At 55.1% G+C, this 25,618-nt stretch carries 21 protein-coding genes and 1 tRNA gene; 15 read left to right on the top strand and 7 right to left on the bottom strand.

What is annotated here, in order from left to right; translation table 11 throughout:
- Positions 1–98: 98 nt before the first annotated feature.
- Together nusA and BUB60_RS10480 are read right to left on the bottom strand one after the other, a co-directional pair.
- Positions 99–1,151: a transcription termination factor NusA gene (gene nusA, locus BUB60_RS10485; RefSeq protein WP_073078595.1), complete on the bottom strand. Its 1,053-nt coding sequence runs from the start codon at positions 1,149–1,151 to the stop codon at positions 99–101.
- Positions 1,152–1,186: 35 nt separating this feature from the next.
- Complete coding sequence (locus BUB60_RS10480) at positions 1,187–1,639, bottom strand: ribosome maturation factor RimP (protein WP_073078641.1); 453 nt, start codon at positions 1,637–1,639, stop codon at positions 1,187–1,189.
- Positions 1,640–2,353: 714 nt separating this feature from the next.
- Between BUB60_RS10480 and BUB60_RS10475 the strand changes: the two genes are divergently transcribed.
- The 10 genes from BUB60_RS10475 to BUB60_RS10430 all read left to right on the top strand — a co-directional run bounded on the left by BUB60_RS10475 (position 2,354) and on the right by BUB60_RS10430 (position 15,443).
- Positions 2,354–4,822, top strand: a complete 2,469-nt coding sequence (locus BUB60_RS10475) for an S-layer homology domain-containing protein (RefSeq protein ID WP_073078592.1) — start codon at positions 2,354–2,356, stop codon at positions 4,820–4,822.
- Positions 4,823–5,071: 249 nt separating this feature from the next.
- The gene (locus BUB60_RS10470; RefSeq protein WP_073078589.1) at positions 5,072–5,905 is read left to right on the top strand and encodes a hypothetical protein; all 834 of its coding nucleotides are present in this window, start codon (positions 5,072–5,074) and stop codon (positions 5,903–5,905) included.
- 252 nt (positions 5,906–6,157) lie between these two features.
- Positions 6,158–6,613: a DUF5067 domain-containing protein gene (locus BUB60_RS10465; RefSeq protein ID WP_073078587.1), complete on the top strand. Its 456-nt coding sequence runs from the start codon at positions 6,158–6,160 to the stop codon at positions 6,611–6,613.
- A gap of 169 nt (positions 6,614–6,782) precedes the next feature.
- On the top strand, positions 6,783–7,907 hold the full coding sequence (locus BUB60_RS10460; RefSeq protein ID WP_073078585.1) for a polysaccharide deacetylase family protein: 1,125 nt from the start codon (positions 6,783–6,785) through the stop codon (positions 7,905–7,907).
- A gap of 371 nt (positions 7,908–8,278) precedes the next feature.
- A complete protein-coding gene (gene epsC, locus BUB60_RS10455) occupies positions 8,279–8,938 on the top strand; it encodes a serine O-acetyltransferase EpsC (protein ID WP_073078582.1) in 660 nt (219 codons plus the stop codon).
- A gap of 56 nt (positions 8,939–8,994) precedes the next feature.
- On the top strand, positions 8,995–10,404 hold the full coding sequence (gene cysS / locus BUB60_RS10450; protein ID WP_073078580.1) for a cysteine--tRNA ligase: 1,410 nt from the start codon (positions 8,995–8,997) through the stop codon (positions 10,402–10,404).
- Between the two features lie 262 nt (positions 10,405–10,666).
- Positions 10,667–13,291: a DNA polymerase I gene (polA, locus tag BUB60_RS10445; protein ID WP_073078638.1), complete on the top strand. Its 2,625-nt coding sequence runs from the start codon at positions 10,667–10,669 to the stop codon at positions 13,289–13,291.
- Positions 13,288–13,740, top strand: a complete 453-nt coding sequence (gene rimI / locus BUB60_RS10440) for a ribosomal protein S18-alanine N-acetyltransferase (RefSeq protein ID WP_073078578.1) — start codon at positions 13,288–13,290, stop codon at positions 13,738–13,740. Before polA ends, rimI begins: the two co-directional genes overlap by 4 nt.
- 42 nt (positions 13,741–13,782) lie before the next feature.
- A complete protein-coding gene (gene tsaD / locus BUB60_RS10435) occupies positions 13,783–14,808 on the top strand; it encodes a tRNA (adenosine(37)-N6)-threonylcarbamoyltransferase complex transferase subunit TsaD (RefSeq protein WP_073078576.1) in 1,026 nt (341 codons plus the stop codon).
- A 559-nt stretch (positions 14,809–15,367) separates the two neighbouring features.
- Positions 15,368–15,443 (top strand) — tRNA-Ala (locus BUB60_RS10430).
- A 138-nt stretch (positions 15,444–15,581) separates the two neighbouring features.
- Here the strand turns inward: BUB60_RS10430 and BUB60_RS20865 are convergent.
- From BUB60_RS20865 to BUB60_RS10405, 5 genes are all read right to left on the bottom strand, one after another.
- Positions 15,582–15,842: a recombinase family protein gene (locus tag BUB60_RS20865; RefSeq protein ID WP_073078574.1), complete on the bottom strand. Its 261-nt coding sequence runs from the start codon at positions 15,840–15,842 to the stop codon at positions 15,582–15,584.
- 23 nt (positions 15,843–15,865) lie between these two features.
- Positions 15,866–16,288 (bottom strand): replication-relaxation family protein, encoded by a 423-nt coding sequence (locus BUB60_RS20860; RefSeq protein ID WP_423242347.1) that lies wholly within the window; start codon positions 16,286–16,288, stop codon positions 15,866–15,868.
- A gap of 343 nt (positions 16,289–16,631) precedes the next feature.
- Positions 16,632–17,723, bottom strand: coding sequence for a substrate-binding domain-containing protein (locus BUB60_RS10415; RefSeq protein ID WP_073078569.1), 1,092 nt, complete (start codon positions 17,721–17,723; stop codon positions 16,632–16,634).
- A 50-nt stretch (positions 17,724–17,773) separates the two neighbouring features.
- Positions 17,774–18,403 (bottom strand): dihydroxyacetone kinase family protein, encoded by a 630-nt coding sequence (locus BUB60_RS10410; protein ID WP_207650769.1) that lies wholly within the window; start codon positions 18,401–18,403, stop codon positions 17,774–17,776.
- A gap of 82 nt (positions 18,404–18,485) precedes the next feature.
- Entirely contained in the window at positions 18,486–19,484 is a 999-nt protein-coding gene (locus BUB60_RS10405) for a dihydroxyacetone kinase subunit DhaK (RefSeq protein WP_073078633.1), read from the bottom strand.
- A gap of 577 nt (positions 19,485–20,061) precedes the next feature.
- Here BUB60_RS10405 and BUB60_RS10400 point away from each other — a divergent pair.
- From BUB60_RS10400 to BUB60_RS10380, 5 genes are all read left to right on the top strand, one after another.
- Positions 20,062–21,612 (top strand): ABC transporter substrate-binding protein, encoded by a 1,551-nt coding sequence (locus tag BUB60_RS10400; RefSeq protein WP_073078567.1) that lies wholly within the window; start codon positions 20,062–20,064, stop codon positions 21,610–21,612.
- A gap of 114 nt (positions 21,613–21,726) precedes the next feature.
- On the top strand, positions 21,727–22,650 hold the full coding sequence (locus BUB60_RS10395; RefSeq protein ID WP_073078565.1) for an ABC transporter permease: 924 nt from the start codon (positions 21,727–21,729) through the stop codon (positions 22,648–22,650).
- A gap of 12 nt (positions 22,651–22,662) precedes the next feature.
- Positions 22,663–23,571 carry an ABC transporter permease gene (locus BUB60_RS10390; protein ID WP_073078562.1) on the top strand — a complete coding sequence of 303 codons (909 nt, stop codon included), beginning with the start codon at positions 22,663–22,665 and terminating at the stop codon, positions 23,569–23,571.
- Positions 23,547–24,590 (top strand): ABC transporter ATP-binding protein, encoded by a 1,044-nt coding sequence (locus tag BUB60_RS10385; protein ID WP_242941179.1) that lies wholly within the window; start codon positions 23,547–23,549, stop codon positions 24,588–24,590. Before BUB60_RS10390 ends, BUB60_RS10385 begins: the two co-directional genes overlap by 25 nt.
- 2 nt (positions 24,591–24,592) lie before the next feature.
- The gene (locus tag BUB60_RS10380) at positions 24,593–25,609 is read left to right on the top strand and encodes an ABC transporter ATP-binding protein (RefSeq protein ID WP_073078560.1); all 1,017 of its coding nucleotides are present in this window, start codon (positions 24,593–24,595) and stop codon (positions 25,607–25,609) included.
- The last annotated feature ends 9 nt before the right edge of the window (positions 25,610–25,618 follow it).

The raw sequence follows: 25,618 nt of genomic DNA, 5'->3' as shown, positions 1-25,618 counted from the left end.
TGGTTTTTTGTAGGTCGGCGCGACCGACGTGGTACGCGGTGATAATATTATAATGTTATATGCTTATGCCGTAGGGGCGATCTGTGATCGCCCATCGTTTACCCCTGTGATTCGGGCTTGATGTCGATCTTAAAGCCTGTCAGGCGCGCGGCGAGGCGGACGTTTTGCCCTTCCTTGCCGATGGCCAGGGAGAGTTGGTTGTCGGGCACCACGACGCGGCAGCTTTTGCCCTCGTCGAGCACCGTCACGCTGATAACCTCGGACGGCGCCAGCGCCGACGCGATGTATTCCTCAACGACGTCCGAGTATTTGACGATGTCGATTTTCTCCCCGTGGAGCTCATCCACGATGGAGGAGACGCGCCCGCCCTTGGGGCCGACGCAGGCGCCGATGGGGTCCACCTCCGGGTCCGTGGACATGACGGCGATTTTCGTGCGGCTGCCCGCCTCGCGGGCGATGCTCTTGATCTCGACCACGCCGTCGAAGATTTCCGGCACCTCCAGCTCAAACAGCCGCTTGACGAGACCGGGGTGGGTGCGCGATATTAAAATCTGGGGCCCGCGGGACGATTTGCGGACCTCCACGACGTAGACCTTGATCCTGTCGCCCTCCTTGAGCGTCTCCGTGGGGATGCGCTCGCTGGCCGACAGCATGGCCTCGGTATATTCGGCGTTTGAGCTGATCTGTATCGTCACGCTGCCGTTTCTCGGCTCCACGCGCGAGACGATGCCCGTCAGTATCTCGTGCTCCTTGGAGGTGAACTCGTCGTAAACGATGCCGCGCTCGGCCTCGCGGATGCCCTGGATGATGACCTGCTTTGCCGCCTGGGCCGCGATGCGCCCGAATTTTTTCGCGTCGACCGTCTCGCTCACCACGTCGCCCACCTCGGCCGTGGCGTGTATCTTGCGCGCCTGCTCCAGGGACATTTCTATGCCCGTGTCGGTAACCGGGTCGGCAACCGTTTTGGACAGGTACATATGGACTGTTTTCTTATCCGGGTCTAAAACGACGCGGGCGCAGTCCTGAGACGCGGGAGAATCCTTTTTGAGGGCCGCCAGGAGCGCCTGTTCGATTTTTTCAAGCATGTAGGACTGCGGGATGCCCTTTTCCTTTTCAATATCAGCGATCGCTGAGAAGAATTCAGCATTCATTGACGTGATCCTCCAATAATCTTTACTTGACTGGATTATCCGATGCGCAGACGGACGTTTGCGACATCGCTTTTTTTAAATTGACGCGCCGTGCCGGCGATGGTTATTTCAAGAGCGTCGTCGCCGCTCCCCGTCAGGGTGCCTATATATTCCTTGCGGCCGTCCCTGGCCTGGTACAGCTTTACCTCGACCAGGTGGCCCATGAATCTCTGAAAATCGGACGGGCGCTTTAAGGCGCGCTCGGCCCCGGCGCTGGAAACCTCAAAGGTGTAGCTGTCCGGTATCGGGTCGCGCTCATCCAGGATGGGGTCGAGCTCGCGGCTGATGGCCTCGCAGTGGTCCAGCGAAACGCCGTCCTCGCGGTCGATGTAAATCCGCAGATACCAGCCGCCCGCTTCTTTGGCGTATTCCACGTCCCACAGCTCGCAGCCGTGCTTTTTAACGATCGGCTCGGCCAGCGCCGCGACGATCTCGGTGATTTTTTTCATAGCCCGCCCTTTCTGCCATTCCGAGCGCAGCTCTGCCAGAATGACAAGCGCCTTTGTGCAAGAAAAAGAGTGGGAAAAACCCACTCACGTCAAATCCTGCATGTCTAACGTTGGAATTATACCATTGGGATAAATGAATTGCAAGTGTTTTCCGTATTTAGTTTTGCTCAATACCTATTTTATTATAAAAGCCAACGGAAAATCCGGGCGAATCCTGCGCGTTTTGTGGAAAATGGTGCCTTGTAACATAACTGTAATATAAAAAGTGGGCACTTAGAATTGACAATCCGTTTCCAGCCCACTATAATCTTGCATGTGAAGAGAACGTATGGCTCTTTTTGCCGCCATACGCAAGCAGGGCTGAAAACGGTGTGTGGTGTGCCGCGTCAGACCGGGCTTGGAGGTTGAATGTATGATGGGGAGCGGCGAGCCGCGCCGCCCCCTGCCTCCTTCAAGCCGGACCACGGCGCATATGCCGCCGGCCCTGATGCTCCCGGTGCTTTCATCCGCAGAGGTATAGCCGAACCGAAGCGGATGTGGTACATATCAAATCGCCGAACTTCGGAATCCTTCGCTTCCCCAGGCTCTCAAGCGTCACATTCACCACGCCGGAAAACCGGCTTGGGCGTTCCAGGGCTTGACCGAATCGCGGGACAAATTCCGAATAAGGCAAAATAATGCGTGTAAACACGCAAATTTTATAGGAGGAAATACATGAAGAACCTTAAAAAAGTCTTCGCAGTGGTTCTGGTCGTCGCTATGGCGTTCAGCCTCATGGCTGTTGCCAGCGCGAAGTCCATCTCGGACTATTCTGACGCTTCGAGCATTACGCAAAAAGAAGCCGTCACCATCCTCACCGCTGCCGGCGTCCTGGCGGGTACCGATACCGGTGCTTTCAACCCGACAGGCACCTTCACCCGTGAGCAGGCCGCAAAGGTCATCACCTACATCCTCGTCGGCGCTGAAGCCGGCGACAAGCTGAAGGCGACCGGCAGCAGCTTCGCCGACGTTGCAGCGACCCGTTGGAGCGCTCCGTACATACAGTACTGCGCTTCCAGAGGCGTTATCAACGGCGACGGCACCGGTAACTTCAATCCCGAAGCTGCTATCAGCGGCACTCAGTTCGCCAAGCTCCTGCTCACCTCTCTCGGCCTCGGCCGCAACGGCGAGTATATTGGCGCCAACTGGGAAATCAATGTTCTGACGGATGCCGTCAGCCGTGGAATTCTCACGCTCAACGTTGATTACACCGCCACCGCTACCCGTGAGCAGGTCGCGCAGTATGCGCTCAATGCTCTGCCCATGAGACTCCAGGTCTACGATAAGACCACGGACGAGTATATAAACACCGCGACTCCCTCGTTCCTGTGCGATAAGCTCGGCCTTAGCCAGGAAGAAAGCGTCTCTAATGGCGTGTCCGGCTACTACTGGGTTTTAAACGGCGATAGAATCGGCTTCTATGGCAACGAGAAAGTTATCGCAACGGGTACGAACGGCAAGACGATTGCCGCGTATACCACCGTTGGAAACACAGACTACAAGGCCACGCTCGCTTCAACCGTTGACTACTATTACAACGGTACGCTGGTGCCTGTGTGGGCTGCTGGAGCGACGAACGCCGCCAACACCCTCATTGTTATCGGCAATACCCTTTATGAGGTTGGCGGTACTGCGCTTACGGGTACTGAAACCAGTGCTACCATTCTTTCCGCAGTATCGGCTGCTCCCGCTTTTGCTTCGGGTGTTATTGTTAATTTCCTTTCTACCAACACCGACAGCAAGGCTGAGGTCGTTTCCATCATTGAGAAGTCAATTGCCACCGTTAGTGCGGCTCCTGTCGTTCTCAACGGTGAGGTAACGATTCCCGGTGTTTCCGCTGTCAGCAGCATTTCCCCCGACCTGGTCAAATATCCCGCTGACCTTGCCAAGGGCGACGTGGTTCTCTATTATACTGGCGAGGGCGGCGTGGTTAACGTTCAGAAGGCCACAAAGCTCACCGGTACGGTAACTGCCGCGAATCTTGTTACAGCTGGTACACCTAATACCTATACGCTTACGATTGCCGACGTCAAGCATGGCTTGACTGGCCTTGCGGGCCCCATGACTACAAGCGACTTTGCAACGTTTGCTGAAACTTCCGGTAACTTTAACGTCGCTGTCACAGCGTGGCTTGACGATAACGGCAACATTATTTCAATTTCTACGGATGGCGCTGTGAGCGCTTCCAATTACCTGCTTGTGTCGACTCACAGCACAGATCCCGTGTCCAGGGCTGCGAAGGTTGTCAAGGCCGACGGCACAACCGCTATCGTTACGGTCGGCTTAGTTGGCGTCAGCCCGACTGCATTCCCGGTTGACGGCACAGTTTATTCGTACACCGTCGGTTCAAACAACGAGTATAACCTCACGGCAGCTGCGAACCAGATCTCAGATACTGGTGCTACGATTGCCAACACGGTAACATTCAGCGGCACAGATAAGGCCAATGCCAATACGGTGTTTGTTGTTGCTAACACTGTATTCGGCGGTGCTGCGGGTACGTACAGAGTTGTCACCGGCGTTTCCAATCTGCCGGCCAGCATCTCAACTGCGGACTACTCTGGTGCATTGACAGCGGCTGGCGGCCCTGCCAGGATTGTCTTCATCACGAGCGGCGCGTCCGCCGGTACGCCGGAGTACGTCTACCTGATTAATCCTAACAGCTACTCCACATCGTATCCTTCCGCCGGTGTTGTCAACTACACCTATAAGGCGATTGTCGACGGTGCTCAGAAGGACGTTGTGATGAACGCCACTGCACAAGCCAATGTCACTACGGCCGTAGCCACCGCGAACCTCATTAAGGTCACCTATGACGGGAACAACGTTATCAATTCGGTGGATGCCATCACGTCAGGCGCCCTTCAGAGTATTCCTGCTGACGCTTTCGCCGGTACGGCAGGTACGAGCACGGCTGCCAACGGTGGTCTGTTTACGACAGACGGTAGCAATGCATTCTCCTACAACGACAGCACGGTCGTGTTCTACATCAGCACGACTGGCGTCGTGACGCAGACGACACCGTCGGCGATTACCGCCGATACCGGCGCCAACGATAAGATTGTCGCCCAGTTCACCGCCTCCGTCGTCGACTCGGCCGACCTGCTCTCCTACATTTACATCCAGGTCGTGGCGAACCCGTAAGATTCCTGCGAGAGCCACCATTTCGTGTTACGGTAGGTCGTCTCGCGATTTAGTAAATCAGCATCGGAAGCCCCCGCCAATTGGCGGGGGCTTCCTTTATGTGCCCAGAGTATTAGTTGATAACTGAAAAAGTTCTTGTCGTTTTATTTTTAAATTAATACAACTTACTGTTATTAACAAATAGATTGTTGACACCCGCCGATAATTCAAAGTATACTAAAGTCATACTTTGATAAAGGAGCTGATGAAATGAGACTGATCAAAAAAACCTTTTCTATGCTGCTTACAGCTGCATTATTGGTCAGCGCACTTGTAACGACATCGTATGCCGCCGGGGTAAAGGCGACGCCAACGGCGTCAACCGTAAAAATAAATAATTATCCTTACGCTTTTCAGGCCTATACCATTGATGGGAACAATTATTTTAAGCTGCGCGATCTGGCTATGATCCTATCGGGCACCAATGTAAAATTTTCAGTGAGTTGGGATGGCAGCAATAATTCCATTTATATGCTGGCGCCTGGGTATTACGCGCCGCTGGGCGACGAAATGACAGTCTCCGGAGAAACATCCGTGGTGGATGCGACGGCAACAACCTCGAGCGTTTATCTCAATGGAAAACAGATCAAGCTGGCGGCCTATACGATCGGCGGGTATAATTATTTCAAATTACGGGATATCGGCGGAGCGATGAATTTCAGCGTGGCCTACGATTCAAAAACGGATACAATTAATGTGGATACCTACGAGGAATATTACATGCCCGCGCTGCTTGAAATTTTGCCGGATGCCTATTATGATGAAGCAAACGAAACTATCCATACGTATTTAACGGACACGGGCTATATAACAATCACGAGATATAATAATACGTATTATTCAGTTGCAGCGAGCAATATCTCAAGCGAAAATGATTATACACTTCTGAAAAATATAGTTAATGTTTTTGTCGGGGATTCCGATGCGGTTATAAAAGCGCTTGCTGACAGCAAGGATGAAGGCAGGAAAGAAATTCAGGTCGACGGAAAGAACCTGACTTGCTATATAGTAGGCTTGAATCAGACCATTGATATAAAGTGGTAAGACCGTCCAACATCAAGCCATGTTAGTATGAAAAAATTCTGATAGCAGTCGGCCCCCCGGATTTATCTGAGGGGCTCTGCTTATATCTTTGCAAGGTGGCTTGACATTTTTCCTGTCCGATGCTTATAACCATTTTTTTACGTTACGAAATATCTGCCGATGTCTTGATATATATTAAGATTTGGATTAAACTCATAAAGACTTGATTAGAGGCTTAAATAAGAGAATTCTGGTAAGATTGGAGTATCCCAAATGAAAAAAGTCCGCTATATTCTAATTGCAGTATTTACGCTGGCATTGCTTGCGTCATGTAGTAAAACCGATAGCATTACCGGCCCGGGAAGTGGGACGGTAGGTAATTATATAGTTAAGATAGATAGTTACGAATTGACTAAAGACGCGTATGGCAAAGATGCGGTTATTATTAATTATGAGTGGGGAAATAACGGCAAAAAGGCCGGGTTCTTTTATGTTATATCTGCTAAAGTATATCAAAACGGCGCCGAATGTAAGAGCGCAATTATCACCGATGATACGATTTATCATGGTTCCGACGCCTTAAAAAGTATCAAGAGAGGCGAGATACAAAAAGTGCAGTTGGCCTATGTGCTGCAGGATACCAAAACGCCTCTTGACGTTGAGGTGACGGAAGCGGCAAATACAAACGCTGACGCGCCAAAGGTAACACAGACTTTTGATATCGCCTAAGGCTTATTAAGGGAGCAGAATAATACGACCTTTAAACAATGGAATAATCCGTTTATAGGGCCGGGATGATATACGCCTGGGGCTTTCTTGACACCCTATGGCCCGCATGCTAATATGGTGCCAACAGAATAAGTGCCGGCCTTTTAACCGGCAAATGGAGAATATAGAGTTGAAACGGAAAGTTACGGTTATCGTCCTTGCGCTTTGCCTGACAATACTGTTCGCCGCGCATCCCGCCGAGGCCGCAGATGATATATATTTTACGGCGGCAAACAACACGCTGCGGCTTTTGGATAACAATACGATGCCGGCCATGATCGGGAGCCGGCTCTATATTCCGTGCAACTTCTTTACGTCCGACGAGCTTGGCGTCTACTATATACCCGGCGGCAGCCAGTTCATGCTCTATAGTTCAACAAAACGATTGCTTTTTGATACCGAGCGGGGCATAGCCGCTGATCAGTATAATAATCGGCAAAACATTTCAGCCGTGAAAAAGAATGGGCTCAACTATGTTTCTGTGGATGATGTATGCGATTTATTCGGGTTGACTTACGATTATGTCCTGAGCGACCCGGCGCCCGTTATCCGCTTTTACCGGGGTACTGGTTTTATCAATAATATGACGTTTGTCAGCTTGAATAAGAATCAAATGCAGACGTCTTACGACGCTTATGTTGGCAAGGGTTCCGATCCGGGCGCGTCGCCGGCTTCCTCCGCGCCGCCGACGGTTTCCGGGGCGCCGACTTCTGAGAGCGTTACCGTGTATCTCAGTTTTTATAATCTGACGCCGAAGAATTTTGGGGCGGTTCTGGACAGCTTGGATGCGTACCGTTACAAAAGCTGCTTTTTCGTCGCCGCCGATGAGATCGTTTCCAATGCCGACCTGCTCAGGCGGGCGGCCGCCGCCGGACATACCATCGGCATCTGGCTCAGGGACGGGACCCTTGAGGAGTATCAAAATGCTTCCGCCCTGCTCTTTGAGGCTGCGAAAATCAGGACGATTCTGGTATCGGCCGGGGGCGACGCCGGGAAAACGGCAAGGGCGGCCGCCAAGTCGGACGGGCTCATTTTCTGGAGGCCTATAAAAAGTCTTGGCGAGTCCGACAAGACGACTCTTGGCAGCTTGACGGGCCAGCTGAGCGCGCTTGACAGCAGCCGGTACAGCGTCAACATTTCCTGCACGGACAAAATGGTCACCCTGACGAAATCTCTTTTGGGGTACCTGGCGGAACAGAAGTTTACCGTCAGGCGCCTGACGGAGACCACCGTCCCGACATATTACATCAGCTGAGCTCACTCAGGGCGCGGCATTATGAAGCTTTGCCGCCCTTGACACACTCACACCGCCATGGTAATATACTGCCTATATATCCGCGATGAACGGAAAGAGTAAAGCGTCAGACGTCATCAGAGAGGGCCCGTCAGCGGCTGAAAGCGGGCTTTGACAACGGTGCTTGAAGGTGCGTCCGGGAGCGGGGGGCTGTAACGGCTCCCGTAAGGCTGCGTTAAAGCCGTCAAGGCATCCCGGCGAACGCCGGGGCGCGAATGAGAGTGGAACCGCGGAGTCATCCGCCTCTTGTGTATGCAGGAGGCGGTTTTTGTTTTATTCGCCGCTCCGTCAGTTAAAATTTATGGCATCCCCGGCCGGAGGAATGATATAATATGTTTAAGCGTCTGCGCGAAACGATAAGAGCGTATCAGGCGCGCGACCCCGCCGCGCGCCGCCCGATAGAGGTGCTGCTCCTGTATCCGGGGCTGCACGCCACCGTCATGCACAGGCTTGCCCACTGGTTTTACAGGCATCGGCTGCTTTTTATAGCCCGGGTCATATCGCAGTGCGCCCGGTTGTGGACGGGTATCGAAATACATCCGGGCGCGCAAATCGGCCGGCGGTTCGTCATTGACCACGGCATGGGTATCGTCATCGGGGAAACCGCCGAGATCGGGGACGACGTGCTCATGTATCAGGGCGTAACGCTGGGCGGAACGGGCAAGGATAAGGGAAAGCGGCACCCGACGATCGGCAACAATGTCCTGCTCGGCTCCGGCGCAAAGGTGCTGGGGCCCTTCAAGGTGGGCGACAATGCCCGCATCGCGGCCAACGCCGTCGTGTTGAAGGAAGTGCCGCCGGACTCCACGGCGGTGGGCGTGCCGGCCAGGATCGTCCGGATCGCCGGGGTCAGGGTCAGCTTCGCGGAGGCGGTGGATCAGATCAGCGTCACCGACCCGGTGGCCGCCGAGTTCAGCGATCTGGGCGCGCGGGTCAAGCAGCTGGAGCGGCTGCTGAATGACCGGGTACAGGATCGGATTACAGAAAAATAAAATCAGGCATAACATTATAAGAATGGCGGCGCCGGGCGCCGGGATGGAGCGATGTCATGAAGCTGTATAATACAATGACGATGAAAAAAGAGGAGTTCGTGCCGGTAACGGCGGGCGAGGTGCGCATGTACGCCTGCGGCCCCACGGTCTACAACTATATCCACGTGGGCAACGCCCGGCCGATCATTATGTTCGACGTGCTGCGCCGTTATTTTGAATACCGCGGCTATGACGTCACCTTTGTCCAGAATTTCACCGACGTTGACGACAAGATCATCAATCGCGCCAACGAGGAGGGCATCTCCAGCCGGGAGGTCGCCGAAAAATATATCCGGGAATATTATGTGGACGCGCACGCCCTCGGCGTACGCGACGCGACGATACACCCCAGGGCGACGGAAAACATCCCCGAAATCATCGGCATCATCAAAACGCTCATCGACAAGGGCTACGCCTACGCCTCCGGCGGCGACGTCTATTACAGGACGGAAAGGTTCGGGGATTACGGCAAGCTGTCCCATCAGCCGCTGGAGGAGCTCCAGGCGGGAGCGCGCATCGACGTCAGCGAGGTCAAGGAGAGCCCGATGGATTTCGCGCTCTGGAAGTCGGCAAAGCCGGGCGAGCCCTCCTGGGACTCCCCATGGGGCGCAGGCCGGCCGGGCTGGCACATCGAGTGCTCGGCCATGTCCAACAAGTATCTGGGCAAGACGATCGACATTCACTGCGGCGGCCAGGACCTCACCTTCCCGCACCATGAAAACGAGATCGCCCAGTCCGAGGGCGCCAACGGCGTCCAGTTCGTGCGCTACTGGCTGCACAACGGCTTCATCAGCATCGACAATAAAAAAATGTCCAAGTCCCTGGGCAACTTTTTCACCGTCCGGGACGCGGCGGCGGCTTATGGGTATGAAAATATCCGCATGTTCATGCTGATGAGCCACTACAGGAGCCCGCTGAATTACTCGGGCGAGATACTGCTCCAGGCAAAGGGCGCCCTGGAGCGGCTCACCACGTTCCGGGACAACCTGAAATTCCTGAGGGAAAACGGCGGCGACGGGCTTAAGGACACTGAGAAGGACTTCATCGCCACGCTGCCTGCTTACCGCGACCGCTATATCGCCGCCCTCGACGACGACTTCAACACCGCCGACGCCATCGCCGTCATCTTCGAGCTGGTGCGCGATCTGAACGTCATGACCGCCGCCGACAAGGACCCGTCGAAGGCGCTGGCCGATGCGGCGTTTAAGCTGTTTGAGGAGCTGTCGGGCGTCCTCGGCCTTTTGTACGGCGAGGAAGAGGACCAAAGCCTCGCTGTCGAGGTGGAAGCGCTCATCGCCGCGCGTCAGGCCGCCCGCAAGGAGAAAAACTGGGCCGAGGCCGACCGCATCCGCGACAGGATCAAGGAAATGGGCATCATTCTGGAGGATACCCCCCAGGGCGTCAAATGGTCCCTGGCGAAGAAATAAACCGGTTCTGTTATGCCGCAAAAAGACACAGGCTGCCTCAAGGGCAGTCCGTGTCTTTTGATTTTAATCCGTAGCCGGATAAGCTTTATACAAGGCGTTCGCCTCGGCGATAATAGTATTATTATCTTTGGATTGGGCGATTTTATAAATGCGCCGGACACGCGCCGGTATTCGGGCCCAGGGCAAAAAACAGTTGGATAAACCCGGCGGGTATTGTATACTGAGAATATTGCAATTGAGAGGATGAAGCGCATTGAAACTCATGGTGCTTGACGGCAACAGCATCGTCAACAGGGCGTTTTATGGCATCCGGCTTTTGACGACGAGGGACGGCACGCCCACAAACGGCGTTTACGGTTTCCTGATGATCCTGCAAAAGCTCCTGACCGACGAGACCCCGGACGCCGTCTGCGTCACGTTCGACCTGCCCGCGCCCACGTTCCGCCACGAACAGTTCGAGGCGTATAAGGCGCAGCGAAAGGGCATGCCGGACGAGCTCGCCGTCCAAATGCCGGTCCTGAAGGACGTTCTGGATGCCTTGAGGCTGCCGCGGTACGAGCTGGCCGGCTGGGAGGCCGACGACCTCATCGGCACCATTTCAAAAAAATGCGAGGACGCCGGCTGGGACTGCGTCATTGTCACGGGAGACAAGGACAGTTTTCAGCTCGTTTCCGATAAAACACACGTCCGGCACGTGAAGTCGCGCATGGGCCAGACGGAGACGACCGAATATACACCGGTGTCCTTTACGGAAGAATACGGCTTCGAGCCGATAAAAATGATCGACCTGAAGGCGCTGATGGGGGACGCCTCGGACAATATTCCGGGCGTTGCCGGCATCGGCGAGAAGACGGCGCTGGAGCTGGTGCGCCGCTTTGGCAGCGTTCAGAACATCTACGAGAGCCTCGACACGCTGGACGTCAAGGACGGCGTGCGGAAAAAGCTTGTGGAGGGACGGGACGCCGCCGCGATGTCCTACACCCTCGCCACCATCTGCCGGGATGTGCCGATGGAATTCACACCCGAAGACAACATCCGCCAGCCCGCCGACAACGACGTGCTGTACGCGCTCTTCCAAAGGCTCGAGTTTACGCGCCTGACGGACAAGTTCGGTCTCAAGCCGCCGTCGGACGCCATGGTCGCCACGGCCTTTGTAGCCGAGTGCCGCAGCATAGCGGTGGAAACCCCGGAGGACATGTCCGCCATGGAGCGGGCGCTTTCAGGCGCCGCCTGGGTCGCTGTGCATTTCGACCCGGGCTTTTATACCGCCGCCGTTCTCGACGACGCCGGGAACACGGCTTATATTCTGCGTCAAAGCGGGACGGGCGTCTTTGAGGACGCGCTGCGCCGCGTCATGGCGGATGGGATCAAAAAGGCCGGCCACGACATCAAGGATACCCAGCGCCGGCTCCTGGATATGGGCATTGAGTCCGGCGGCTGGATTTTCGACGCGGCACTGGCCGGATATCTCCTGTCCCCGACGGACAGCTCCTATGAGCTGAAAAAGCTCGCCGAGCGGTATGCCGACCTCACCATCGGCGCGCCGGAGGATCAAAACGGGCAGCTCATGCTGGACGGCGGCGATGAGGAGCTCCAGCGGCTCCTGTCGGAGACGGCGGCGATCGCGCGTCTCAGGGACACGCTGGCGCCGAGACTGTGCGAGCTCGGCATGGACAGCCTCTTCGACACCATCGAGCTGCCGCTCTGCCGCGTGCTGGCGAAGATGGAGCACAGAGGATTCTACATCGACAAAAACGCGCTCCGCGAGTACGGCGACATGCTGTCGGAAAAAATCGCCGCGCTGGAGGCGGCGATTTACGAGCTCGCCGGAGAGCAGTTCAACATCAACTCCCCAAAGCAGCTGGGGACGATCCTTTTTGACAAGCTGATGCTCCCCGCGCCGAAAAGGACGAAGACCGGCTACTCGACAAACATCGAGGTGCTGGAGCACTTGGCCGGCAAGCACCCGATCATCCGGCTGCTGATGGATTTCAGGGAGCTGACAAAGCTGAAGAGCACCTACGTCGACGGGCTCATGAAGGTCATATCGTCCGACGGGCGGATTCATACGAATTTCCAAATGACGGTCGCGGCTACCGGCAGGCTGTCCTCCACGGAGCCGAACCTGCAGAACATCCCTATCCGGAAGGAGCTGGGTGGCGAGCTGCGCAAGATGTTCGTCGCCGGCGAGGGGAACGTGCTCGTCGACGCGGACTATTCTCAGATCGAGCTGCGGATTCTGGCGCATATCGCCGACGACAAGGCCATGCAGGATGCGTTTAAGAACGGCGAGGATATCCATGCCGTCACGGCCTCCCAGGTCTTTATGACGCCTCTTGCCCACGTCACGCCGCTGCAGAGGAGCCGCGCCAAGGCCGTCAATTTCGGCATTGTCTACGGCATCTCTGCCTTCTCCCTGTCCCAGGACATCGGCGTATCGGTGGCGGAGGCGAAGCTCTACATCGACAGTTATTTTGAAAAGTACAGCGGCGTGCGCGCCTATATGAAGGACACCGTGGAAAAAGCAAAGCGGGACGGCTATGTCACAACACTCTTCGGGCGGCGGCGGTACCTGCCGGAGCTCAAATCCTCCAACTTCAATATGCGGTCCTTCGGCGAGCGGGCGGCGATGAACACCCCCATTCAGGGCACGGCGGCCGACGTCATGAAGCTGGCGATGGTGGGCACCTATAAGAGGCTCAAGACGGCGGGTCTGTCGGCACAACTGATTCTGCAGGTGCACGACGAGCTGATCGCCGAGTGCCCGGCTTGCGAGGCCGGGCAGGTGCAAAGGATACTGACGGAGGAGATGGAGAATGCCGTGTGCCTTTCCGTCCCCCTGACGGCGGAGGCACACGTGGGAAAGAGCTGGTCTGACGCGAAATGATTCGGCTGATTGACGCGCGGGAAGAGCTGCTCCCCCAGGTGCTCGGCATAGAACGAGAGGCCATCTCGCCCCCATGGTCGGAAGGCGCCCTGTTAAATGAGATCGGCCGCGAGGACGGCCTGTTTCTCCTCGCCTTGGAAGAGAGCGCCGCCGCGGACAACGATATCGCCGGCTTTTGCATCCTGCGGCGCGCCGCCGACGAAGCCGAGCTGTATCAGATCGCCGTCCGGGACGACTGCCGCCGGCGCGGCGTGGGCGGTGCGCTGCTGGGCGCGGCACTTGAATACTGCCGCTTGCATCGCGTCGTTTCAGTCTACCTTGAGGTACGCCGGTCCAACGACGCGGCGATTCGGCTCTACAAGAAATACGGCTTTAAAAATGAAGGCCGCCGTAAAAATTATTACAGCAGCCCCGTAGAGGACGCGGTTATCATGTCCCTCCCGATTTAAGATGCTGTCATGCTCAGAATGACAAAACTGTGAGGTATCCCTATGCTCATATTATCCGTTGAAACTTCCTGCGACGAGACGGCCGTGGCCGTGACGAGAGACGGGCGCACGGTGCTGGCCGACGAGATATATTCTCAGGCGGATATGCACGCCCTGTACGGCGGCGTCGTGCCGGAGATCGCCTCCCGCAATCATATCGCCGTCATCGGCCGCCTGGCCGATATGGCGCTTCAAAATGCCGGCATCACGAAAAAGGATATTGACGCTGTCGCCGTCACCTATGCTCCCGGTCTCATCGGCGCCCTCCTTGTCGGCGTGAATTTCGCCAAGGGGCTGGCCCTGTCGCTGGGCGTGCCGCTTGTCCCGGTCCATCACATCCGCGGCCACATCGCCGCCAACTATATTGCCTACCCCGAGCTTGAACCGCCTTTTCTGGCGCTCGTCGTCTCCGGCGGCAACAGTCTCATTGCCGATGTACGCGGCTATACCGACATCCGCATCGTCGGTGCCTCCCGTGACGACGCGGCGGGAGAGTGCTTTGACAAGGTGGCCCGCGTGCTCGGCCTGCCATACCCCGGCGGAAAGCCGCTGGACGACCTGTCCCAGGGCGGCGACGACACCGCGTTCAAGCTGCCGCGGGCGAAGATTGACGGCTGCCCGTATGACATGTCCTTTTCCGGTCTCAAGACGGCGGTTGTGAACATCGTGCACAATGCTGAGCAAAAGGGAGAGGTACTCGACCGACCCTCGCTGGCAGCCTCGTTTGCCGCGGCGGTCAGCGACACGCTGGTACCGCGGACGATGGCGGCGGCTGGGGGGCTCGGCTATGAAAAGATCGCCATCGCCGGCGGCGTGGCCGCCAATTCCCGCATCCGCGCCGATTTCGTCAAAGCTGCGGCGGAAAAAGGCAGGACGCTCTTTATCCCGCCCCTCAGGCTGTGCGGCGATAACGGGGCCATGATCGGCTGTCAGGGGTACTACGAGTTCTGCGCCGGCCGGCGCGCCGGCATGGAGCTGAATGCCTACGCGACGATGGATGTGGACGATCCGCGGCTTCAAATGCAATAAAAAAAGCTGTTATCGCTATAATTTCTTAAAACTTTAACCAAAAACCTGATAATTTCTTAAAAATCGGAAATCAAGGAATACAGTATTATGTTAATGAAAAAAGATGTTTGCAAAATGACTTAAACAGCGCGAGCCAAGGTTTCCATCTATTGGTAAAATTCTATCAAAGCGCTGCCGCTGTAAAAAATAAGCGTGGTGGATAAACCTGTGGAGAATGTGAATAACTCTCTGTAAAGCGGCGTTATTTCTCAATTTACGTAAACTCTAACGAAATCAATTATGTGTGAGAACAAGGAAAAAATCGTCGATTTTACAGAAACTTAACGGACTAATATAGTCGAAGTCATGAACTGAAAATGCATATTCATCGCCCGGCCGAATATTGTTTCGGCGTTCCCGACAGACCTTCGCGGCTTTATACAGCGTGTATTATCAACTTGACAAGGCCGCAAAGTCTGCTCCCGACAGAAAGTTCTGGAAGCTGTCCCCAATATTAAATTAAGTCTTTACAGCCCAAATAAAATCTGCTATAATGGGCAACGCTCCGAAAAAAGAATATGGGGGCGTAGCTCAGCTGGGAGAGCGTACGGTTCGCATCCGTAAGGTCGAGAGTTCGATCCTCTTCGTCTCCACCATTAATCTGTTAGTCCAACCCTGATCAAAAAATGTGATCAGGGTTGGCTCTTTTTTCAGAAAAACCGCCTGAGTTACGGAATTCTATCTTAGAATCTTCAAGACTCAAGAGTATTTTAAACGACTCTTAAATTCCGACGTTATATTACCGTCCAGCCGGTCGGCTTTATGGACAATGACATAGTCGATGCGGCCCTTATTCTCCTCAATGTATTGAGCATTTCCTGTAGTTGTGGCCGGTCAATCGAGCGGGCAGAGGCACCGCGATTAGCAAACTCCTTGATGATGATAGCTCCCGGCGAGGCGGCTTTCTTTTTGTTGGCCTCCCGCTGAGCCGGAATGGAGAAACCTTCATCAGCCCCGCCGCCGCGCTCGGTCTGATCGCGGGTCGAAACCCGCAAATAGGAAATGGCGGCTTTCGGTTTCAGACTACCGAATAAGGCTTCCTCCAGCGAGGGTTTCGTTGTTTGGTTTCGCTTCTATAATAACGGCAGTATTGTTCGCATTTACGTACAATTCGTGACGGCGACTCGCTGTCCAGGTCAATCTCGAAGAACCAGTGATAAGCATATTCCGACGTGGCTGTTTCGATATAGAGATCGGGCTTCACGTATGCAGCCGCGCCGCTGTCGCCGACGTATGACCGCCAACAGCTTGGCTCGACGTCGGCTTTGAGCAGCTCGATATCTTCATGCCGATCCGAAATTGAGACCAATTGGACATGGGTTTCCGCCACGGCCAGTGTATGTTTTAAAAAGCTCAAGGACGGCTCGATCAGGCGCTTGCGCTTGGGGTGTGCCGAAGAGTCGTCGGTTAGGCAGAGCAGCCGTGCTCCCGCGGTGCCGATCAGGCCTATTAAGCGGCACCAGCATAATTTTTCGCTCGTAAAACAGATCGGACAGAGAAAACTTCGGTTTGGTTTGACCTAAGATGTTCATCAGACCCGGTCGCAACAAAAACTGACGCAGTTTATTCAGTACCGGCGCAATGACCTAAGCACGTTCGGCTGCGCTCGTGGCGTCATAGCCCGCCCAAAACGGTTCCAGCCCGATCTTATCGTCAAGCCTACGGGTGAGTTTCCGCCGAAAGATGCACAAAAGAGCTGTATGTAGATAGTACATAAAGCTCTCTCTTTTTGAGTTTTCTTATGGGTGGAAAGAAGAGGCGGTGTAACAGCGCTGCCCTTCTGGTTATATGGAGGGCGCCGCAGCTTCTGTCAAGGCTAATGCGGCGCTGGGGCACACACTGGAGCTGACCAACGCTTTGGCTGAGACCGGAACGGTGCTGCCGCGCAGTATCAATTCGCCGCAGACGAGTTGACGGGTTAAGGGCGTCGAAGGGTCCTTAATACGATTATAGAGCAGATTTACCGCGCATTTTCCCATGTGCTCGGCAGGGACGCGTATCGTCGTCAGCATGGGGTCGACCATACGGGAAAAGGGGATGTCGTCAAACCCGATGATGGAGATATCCTCGGGAACGCGGTAGCCGTACGCCCTGAGAGCCTTCATGCAGCCAATGGCGAGCGCGTCGCTTTCGGCCAGAAAGGCGGTGGGCAGAGGCCGCCCGATAGAGATATAAGTCCCGATATCCTGCGAGCAGTCGTCCATGGACGGGCCTACCGTAAAAATCAAATTGGGATCCGCCGAAAGACCTGTTTTCTCCACGCTATTACGAAATCCCTGGAACCGTTCGCGGGAATTGGCTGTTTCGAGACAGCTGTGGATAAGACCGACACGGCGATGCCCCAGAGAATGGAGATGCTTCAGCGCGAGGAACACACAATACTCATTGTTGAGCGCTACGCTGTCAATGGGGCAATACGGCATCTGACTGTCGACAATGACGACGGGGGTGCTGCGGTCCGCGAAGTAGTTTTCGTAGACCAGGGGCAGCTCCGAGCCCAGAAGAATGATCCCCTCCATGGGGTTTTCATCCAGCATATTGAGTTCCTTGAGGAACTCCCCCTCGTGGCAGGCGGTAATTGAAACGCTGTAATCCTTCTCCCGCGCCTCGCGGCCGATCGCGTCTATAATTGAAGTAACAAAGCCGTCGTTTTTATCCGATCCGTAGCCGATTGTGGAATAACGAAAAAGATACAGGCCGTTGCTTCGCGACACGGCGGGTCTGTCCAGGTATCCGTGCGTTTTCAGCAACTGAGAAACACGCTCGCGCGTAGCGACGCTGACACCGGAACGGCCATGCAGAACTATGGATACCGTGGACGTGGATACGCCGAGCGTCTGGGCAATCTCTTTTAAAGACAAAGCATTCTCATTCATAAAAGGGGCCTCACATTTCGTTCCTTCAAGCTTCGTCACAGAACCGTTTTTTAGTGGGCAAACGTCTCCGCAAGGGCGGTGATCATCAAGGAGGCCACAACGGCGCCCGGATCAAGTATCTGGCGTGAATCCTCCCCGCGAACGGCTATCCTGCCGTATTTGGCAAGCATCCCGACGGTGCTCATTGCGCCGTGATGCGCTTCCATGGCGGCGCTGCGCAGCGCCGCGGGTATCTCATCCTCGGACGTTGCCGCTTTCAGCACGCATACCGCCGGATCGAAACCGTCTAAAAAGGTCTTCTCGCCGGGCTTCGCCTTGCCTCTTTTCATAATAGCGCTTTCAAACTCTTCAAGCAATACTGAGAGGTCGCATCCGCTTATGACTTTATTGCCCTTCATCGACTTTCCGGCGTCCATGAGGCCGAAAGCGATGAGCGTACCCAGGCTCGAAGGTGCATAGACCGACATCGTTTTGCCCGCCTGAAAGAACAGCATGCCGATATCGTCGGTTTCCGCCTTTTCCAGGCTGGCCATGACGGCGTTGAAACCGTCCGTCAATGCAAGCCCGAGGTCGCCGTCGCCGGCAATGGCATCAAGCTTAATAAGATAATCTTTATTGTTGTTAATTATTTCAGTCCAGGCTTGAAAAAGTCGAACAAAATCATTTGCTGTCAGCTGCACGTTCTTCTCCGTTTCTCCGGCGAAAGCGAAATTTATGAAACGTATAGCCTCGCCGGCCGCCGATACGCTTCTATGGGGGAACTCAGAGCTGGGGTTGGATAAAAAAAGGCGTGGCGGCGGGTTTTGCCAGCAGCCGCTTCAGCTCGTCGTCCAGTTTGAAGACGGATATGGAGAAGCCGGCCATCTCCATGGCGGTCGCGAACTCGCCGACATAGACATGGAAGACCTTCAAACCGCAGGCACTCAAAATATCGTGGATATGGCCATAAGCGAGGTACTGTTCCTCGAGAGGCGTGCTGCCCAGGCCGTTCACAAGGACGGCCACCTCGGTGCCCTCGGACAGCTGCATATCCTTGAGGATAGGCTCCATCATCTCGGTGACGATTTCGCTTGCGGTGGTGAGCTGCCCGCGGCGGACGCCGGGCTCGCCGTGAATGCCCATGCCGAGCTCCATCTCGTCTTCCCCAATTTCAAAGCTGGGGTGCCCGACGCGCGGAATCGTGCAGGGCGTCAGGGCCACGCCCATCGTGCGGACATTGTCGGCAGCTTTCTGGGCGATGCGGGTTACTTCGTCCAGATCCAGCATTTCGGCGGCGGCGGCGCCGGCACACTTATAGACGAAAAAAATGCCGGCGACGCCGCGGCGGTTCTCGGGATTATCGGTTGCCACGTCATCCTTGCCGATAACAGAGGTGACTCGGATCGAATTCTCCATGTCGGCCATTTCAGCGGAAAGCTCAAAATTGAGCTTATCGCCGCCATAGTTGCCAAAGATGTAGAGCACTCCCGCGCCCGAATCGACGGCCTTTGTGACGGAGAGCATCTGCTGCGCGCTGGACGACTGAAAGACCTCGCCGACACTGCAGCCGTCGAGCATACCATTCCCGATATAACCGAGAAACAGCGGCAGGTGTCCGCTGCCGCCGCCGGTGGCGATGCCGACCTTGCCGGGGGTGATGTCCTTTTTCACCATGGCGTGCATGTCGTCATCAACATAAGTCAGCTTGTCGGGATGAGCAAGATAGATGCCGCGCAGCATGTCATTTACAAAGTTCTTCGGCGAATCAATGATCTTTTTCATCTGTTTATGTCCTTTCAAGAAATAATAGGTGCTTGCAAAAACGACGGGCTTCAGGAGCCGCGTAATAAAGGGCAATTTGCCATGAATTTGCGTTAATAGTAACACTGCCCCGGGTAATTGTCAATATTTTAATAAAATATACTAAATTATTGTGCGAGCTAAAAGAAATCGACAGGCATTTCGCAACGCAGGCACTATAAGTACCGGTTACTATTTTAAATGATATAGAGCGCTTAAATCCTATAAAGATACACTTCCACAACATTTTAGCTGCCGGTCATCCTGGGAATACACTGTGCTTTAATGCCCGCGCCCGCCTGACTAAACGAAATAATTATAAATTATGACTAAATAATTACTAAATTATTTTACTTAAGATTTAGAAATAATTGTTGCAATTTCAAAAAACGGCATTATACTGAAACCAGTTTTCTGAATAATTTACTAAAATGTCATTTTGAACACAGGCATATTTTACGAAATGGACAAAATGACGTGAATAAAATGAAGAAAAGGTAGGTCACGAAAAATGCAAAAGCGACTCGTTTTACTAGTAGCCCTCATTTCGGTAGCGGCCATGCTATTTGGCTGTGCACCCGCATCCGGCCCTGCGGCAGGCGCGGCACAGGGCACCGCGCCTGCGGGCGGCGAATCCGCGCACAGCAAGACCTTCAATATCGTCACCAGCGACAGCCTTGTTCAGCTTGACCCGCATAACATCACGACACCCGCCGACGAGTATGTCATGAAAATGTCCTACGATAGCTTGCTGGACACCGACCACAAGGGCAAATTCGTCGGCAACCTCGCCACAAGCTGGGAGTTTAACACGGACGCTACCGAGTTGACTTTCCATCTGCGCCAGGGCGTTAAGTTCTTAAACGGTGAGCCCTGGAACGCCGACGTAGCCGTTTACAACTTCCAGAGGCTGATCAGTCACAAAGATGATTTCGCGGTTGCGATAAATTACTTTTCGCCGTTAGTCGGCGCAGAGAAGATCGACGATTACACCGCCAAGATGATCTTTGATAATCCCTACCCCTTTGCTTTAAACTACTTACATCAATTCGTTATGATCCCGATGGAAGCCAATAAGGAGATGGGTGACCAGATGTTTACCGATATGAAGCAAATCGGCACCGGTCCCTGGATCTTCGACGAGTGGGTCAGCGGGCAGTACGCGCACTTTAAGAAGAACCCCGACTACTGGGACAAGGACGAGTACAACTCCTACTTCGATGACGGGTATATCCACTTCGTGAGCGAGCCCTCCTCCGCGGCCGGCGCCCAGATTTCAGGCGACGCCGACGCCTATATCTCCTTTGGTGGCATCAACAGCGACGTCGTGCCCCTGTATAAGGGCACTGAGGACAAAATTCAAGTCGTTATGAATGATATGAACATGTACGCCGATTTGCGTATGGGTTTCCCCGAGGGCAGTCCGCTCAATGACGAGAAAGTCCGAGAGGCTATCGACCTTGCCATAGACCGGCAGTCCATCGCGGACCAGATTTTCCAGGGCGGCGGCGTCCCCCTGAGCATCCTGGTGCCGGGCGATGTCGGCTATGACTCTACCATGGCGCCCTATGAGTACAATCCGGACAAGGCGAAAGAGCTGCTGGCTCAAAGCTCCTACCAGGGGCAGGAGTTAACGTTCCTGGGCTCCAGCGCCTTCCTCAAATCCCAGGATTCCATGGAAGCCATAACCTCCATGCTTCAGGACGTCGGCTTTAAAATCAACCTCAATGTCGAGGATCTCGCGACTTTCAACAATGAGATGGCCATGGGCAAGTGGGACCTGATGTACGCGACCAATCAGTGCATCAACGGCGATCCGTTCCTCTACTTTAACTCCCGCTTCGTCACGGACTTTATGCATTCGAACTTCAAGAATGACGAGCTGATCGGCCTTGTGAAGAAATTCAACGTCGAACCGGATGCCGCCGTGCGTGAAGATCTCGCGAAACAAATCAGCAAATGGAATAAGGACTTCCATGGTCCGGCGCTCGCTCTGGCCAACGTCAAGGGAATTTATGCCGTCACCAAGGGCACGACAGGTATCAATCTCTATCCCGACGGCTACGAATCCCTGACCCACATCAGCTGGGATCCCTCTCTCGCAAAATAAAAATAGTGGCAACACACCGATTTAAGCGGTGAAAACCAAAGCATTGAGTCGGTGGATACGTATGCGCGTCCTGTGACCGCATACGTATCCGCCGCAATGAAGGAGGAGAAATAATTGGTAAGGTATATAGTCCGGCGTCTTTTGCAGACGCTGATCGTTCTCTTCTTTGTGTCGGTATGCGCTTTCCTGCTCGTGCGCATCGCGCCGGGCAACCCGGCGCGCCTGATGCTTCCCCAGACGGCCACGGACGAGCAGGTAGCCATGATGGAGACCAAGCTGGGCCTTGACAAGCCCCTGCCTGTCCAGTACTGGGTTTACATCACCGGTATCTTCAAAGGAGATTTCGGTACGTCTACGTCCTACCATCAGCCAGTGCTTCCCATTATTCTGCAGCGGCTGCCGGTTACCGCCAAAATCGCCTTCGGCACGGTTTTCTTCGGATGCCTGATCGCCATTCTTCTGGGAGTGATCGCCGGAGCGAACAGGGGCAAGCCCGTGGACTTTTTCGCCGTGTTCTTCGCCCTGATCGGACAGTCTCTGGCGACCCCCTGGCTGGCTGTGCTCCTCGTCTATATATTCGGCATTAAGCTGAAAATACTGCCCGCCATTGGAACCGGCAGCGGCCTTAAGTATTTCATTCTTCCGGTGCTGACGGGTGTCGTCACCGTGGCGGCGGGTATCACGCGCATAGCGCGCTCGGGCATGGCCAGCACCCTCAGCGAGGACTATATTACCGCCACTTACGCCAAAGGCATCCGCAGAAGCGTGGTGAACTGGAAATACGCCTTTAAAAACGCCATGATTCCCGTTGTCACCACCGCGGGCATCAATCTGGGCTCGTTCCTGGCGGGCGCCGTTATCGTGGAAACGGTTTTCGGCATGGCGGGTATAGGATTTCTGCTGTGCGATGCGGTCAACACCCGCGATTACGCCATGGTTCAGTCGCTCCTGCTGGTTTCCGCGTTTTTCATTACATTCATCAATCTGATCGTCGATTTGATTAATGCAAGGATCGACCCCAGAATGTCTCTTGAGTAAAGGTTAACGATTATGGATAAAAAGCTTGTTTTCAGACGGTTGCGGCGTAATCCTTTCTTTTTGACGGGATTCATTTGCGCTGTTGTCATTGTACTTGCCGTCGTGTTCGTGCCGATGCTGCTCCATTGGGACCCGATCCGTCAGTCCCTGGCTGATCGATTTATGGCGCCGCAAGGATTTTCGGAGGGATTTAAGGGGCATATACTCGGTACCGACCAGCTCGGGCGCGACGTGCTTATGCGCCTGCTGATCGGCGGGAGGTCCTCGCTCATTATCGCGCTGATCGCCGTAGTCCTTCAGAATGTCATCGGCGTCGTCCTCGGCATTGTGACGGGCTATTTCGGGGGCGCCGTCGACTCCGTCGTCATGCGCATCTGTGACGTGTTCCTGGCGATCCCCGCCATGCTGGTTGCAATCGCGGTCATCGCCGTTATCGGGGCCAGCATATTCAACCTTATACTGGTCATGACCCTCACCATGTGGGTCTATCTGTGCAAGGTCATACGCAACGACGTCAGAATCTACAAGAACAAGGAGTTCGTCTCGGCCTCCAGAGTGTTTGGCGGAAGTGACTTCCATATCATGTTCAAGCAGATTTTTCCCAACATCACCACCAATCTGCTGATTATCGGCAGCCAGAGCTTCGGCACGGTTCTGCTGATGGAAGCCGCGCTCGGCTTTTTGAACCTGGGCATCCAGCCGCCCGCTCCCTCATGGGGCAACATGATCAATGTGGGCCGCGGCTACCTGACGACCTACCCCTGGCTCGCCATCGCCCCCGGTATCGCGTTGATGCTCACCATCCTCGCGTTCAACTTCCTGGGCGACGGCCTGAGAGATGTTTTTGACCCCAAACGGCAGTCGTTCTTCAGCAAGAAAAAAAATCGGAGGAAGCCATGGAAAATCAGACAGCCCCTGTGAGCGCGCAGGACGAATTCGTGAAGACCCGGGAATGGCAGGAGCTGATGGAGTCCGACGCTTTGCTGAAGGTTACCGATCTTCAGGTGCACTTTCAAACCGAGCGCGCTCTGATAAAAGCGCTCAACGGCGTGGACCTTCTGATACGCAAGGGCGAATCTCTGGGGCTGGTGGGCGAGACCGGCGCCGGCAAAACCACCACGGCTCTTTCCATACTGAACCTGCTGCGGCGGGATATTGCCGATACAAAGGACGGCTCCTCCATCGTATTCGACGGCAAATCGGTCTTTGATATGTCGGAAAAGGAGCTCCGTACCCTTCGCGGCGGCAAGGTGTCCATGGTGTTCCAGAATCCGCTGACGGCGCTCAACCCGGTGTTCACTGTCGGCGAGCAGATCGGCATGGTTCTGCGCGTGCATCAGAAGATGAATGACAAGGATGCGCTCAAACGCGCCGGGGAGTTGCTGGAAATGGTGGGCATCGCGGGCAGCCGCATCAAGGATTATCCCTCGCAGTTCAGCGGAGGCATGCGTCAGCGCGTGGGCATCGCCGCCGCGCTGGCCTGCAACCCGCAGCTGCTCATCGCGGACGAGCCTACCACAGCCCTTGACGTCACCATTCAGGCGCAGATACTTGAGCTGATGAGAGGCCTGCAGACAAAGTACGACACCTCGCTTTTAATGATAACGCACAACCTTGGGATAATTTCGGAGCTGTGCCAGCAGCTGGCCGTCATGTACGCCGGCAGGATAATCGAATACGGCTCGGCAAAGGATGTGCTCGCGTCGCCCCGGCACCCCTACACGCAGGGGCTGCTGGGCGCGCTGCCGTCGCTGGAGGGCCCGCGTCATCGGCTGACCGCTATCCCCGGGGTCATCGCGGACGCGTCGAATTTGCCCGATGGCTGCGCGTTCCATCCGCGCTGCGCGCAATGCTGCGAGGAATGCAAAACACGGCAGCCGTCAATGATGCACGTTGGAAACGGACACTTTGTCGCGTGCTTTAACCACGGGAAGGAGTAGAAATGTCAAACAGTATCGATTACACGGGGCGTGAGCCGCTGGTTGAGGCCAGGCATCTCAAAAAGTACTTCAAGCTCCCCCGTAAGGGCGTGCTGCACGCCGTAGACGATCTGAGCTTTAACGTGTATCCCGGCGAAACACTGGGACTGGTGGGGGAGAGTGGCTGCGGGAAAAGCACGGTGGGCAACGTCATGATGCGCCTGCTGCCCAAAACGGACGGACAGCTCCTTTATCGTGGGAAAGACGTTTTTACCGAGTGGCCCGACAAGCTGGAGATCAGTAAAAAAATGCAGATCATATTCCAGGATCCGTATTCCTCCCTGAACCCCCGCAAGACCGTTGACAAAATCCTCAGTGAGCCGTATTTCATCCATAAATACGGCGGCGGGGACGCGATTGCAAAAGCGGTCCGCGAGCTTTGCGACCGCGTCGAGCTTCCCCATAACATTCTCAGCCGCTTCCCCCACGAGCTGGACGGCGGAATGCGGCAGGTGGTGGGCATCGCGCGCGCGCTGTCGCTGGACTCGGACCTCATCATCTGCGACGAGCCGGTGTCCTCGCTGGACGTCTCGGTCCAGGCCAGGATCATCAACCTGCTGATGGATCTTCAAAAAAGGCTCAATCTGTCGTATCTGTTCATCTCTCACGACCTGAGTGTGGTGCGTCACATCTCCAACCGCATCGCCATTATGTACCTGGGGCAGATCGTGGAAATGGCCGACACGGACGAGATATTCACCAACGCCATGCACCCCTACTCCATCGCGCTGCTTTCGGCCGTCCCCCGGGTGAACACCGGCTCCAAGGTTGCCCGCATCGTCCTGAAGGGCGACGTGCCCAGCCCGGTGAATCCCAAGCCCGGCTGCCGGTTCGCGCCGCGCTGCTGGATGTCCCGTCCGGCCTGCGCGGCTGAAAACCAGGAGCTGGTCGAGACCGCGCCCGGTCATTTTGTATTTTGCAGGTTTGCCGCCGAGGCCCGGGAAAGGGCAAAGGCCGCCCAGACTTACAGTCTGGACTGAGCGCTCCGT

The organism is Sporobacter termitidis DSM 10068, assembly GCF_900130065.1.
Lineage (GTDB): Bacteria > Bacillota > Clostridia > Oscillospirales > Oscillospiraceae > Sporobacter > Sporobacter termitidis.
The sequence above is the reverse complement of the archived record's forward strand: the minus strand, read 5'-3'. Positions and strand labels throughout refer to the sequence as shown.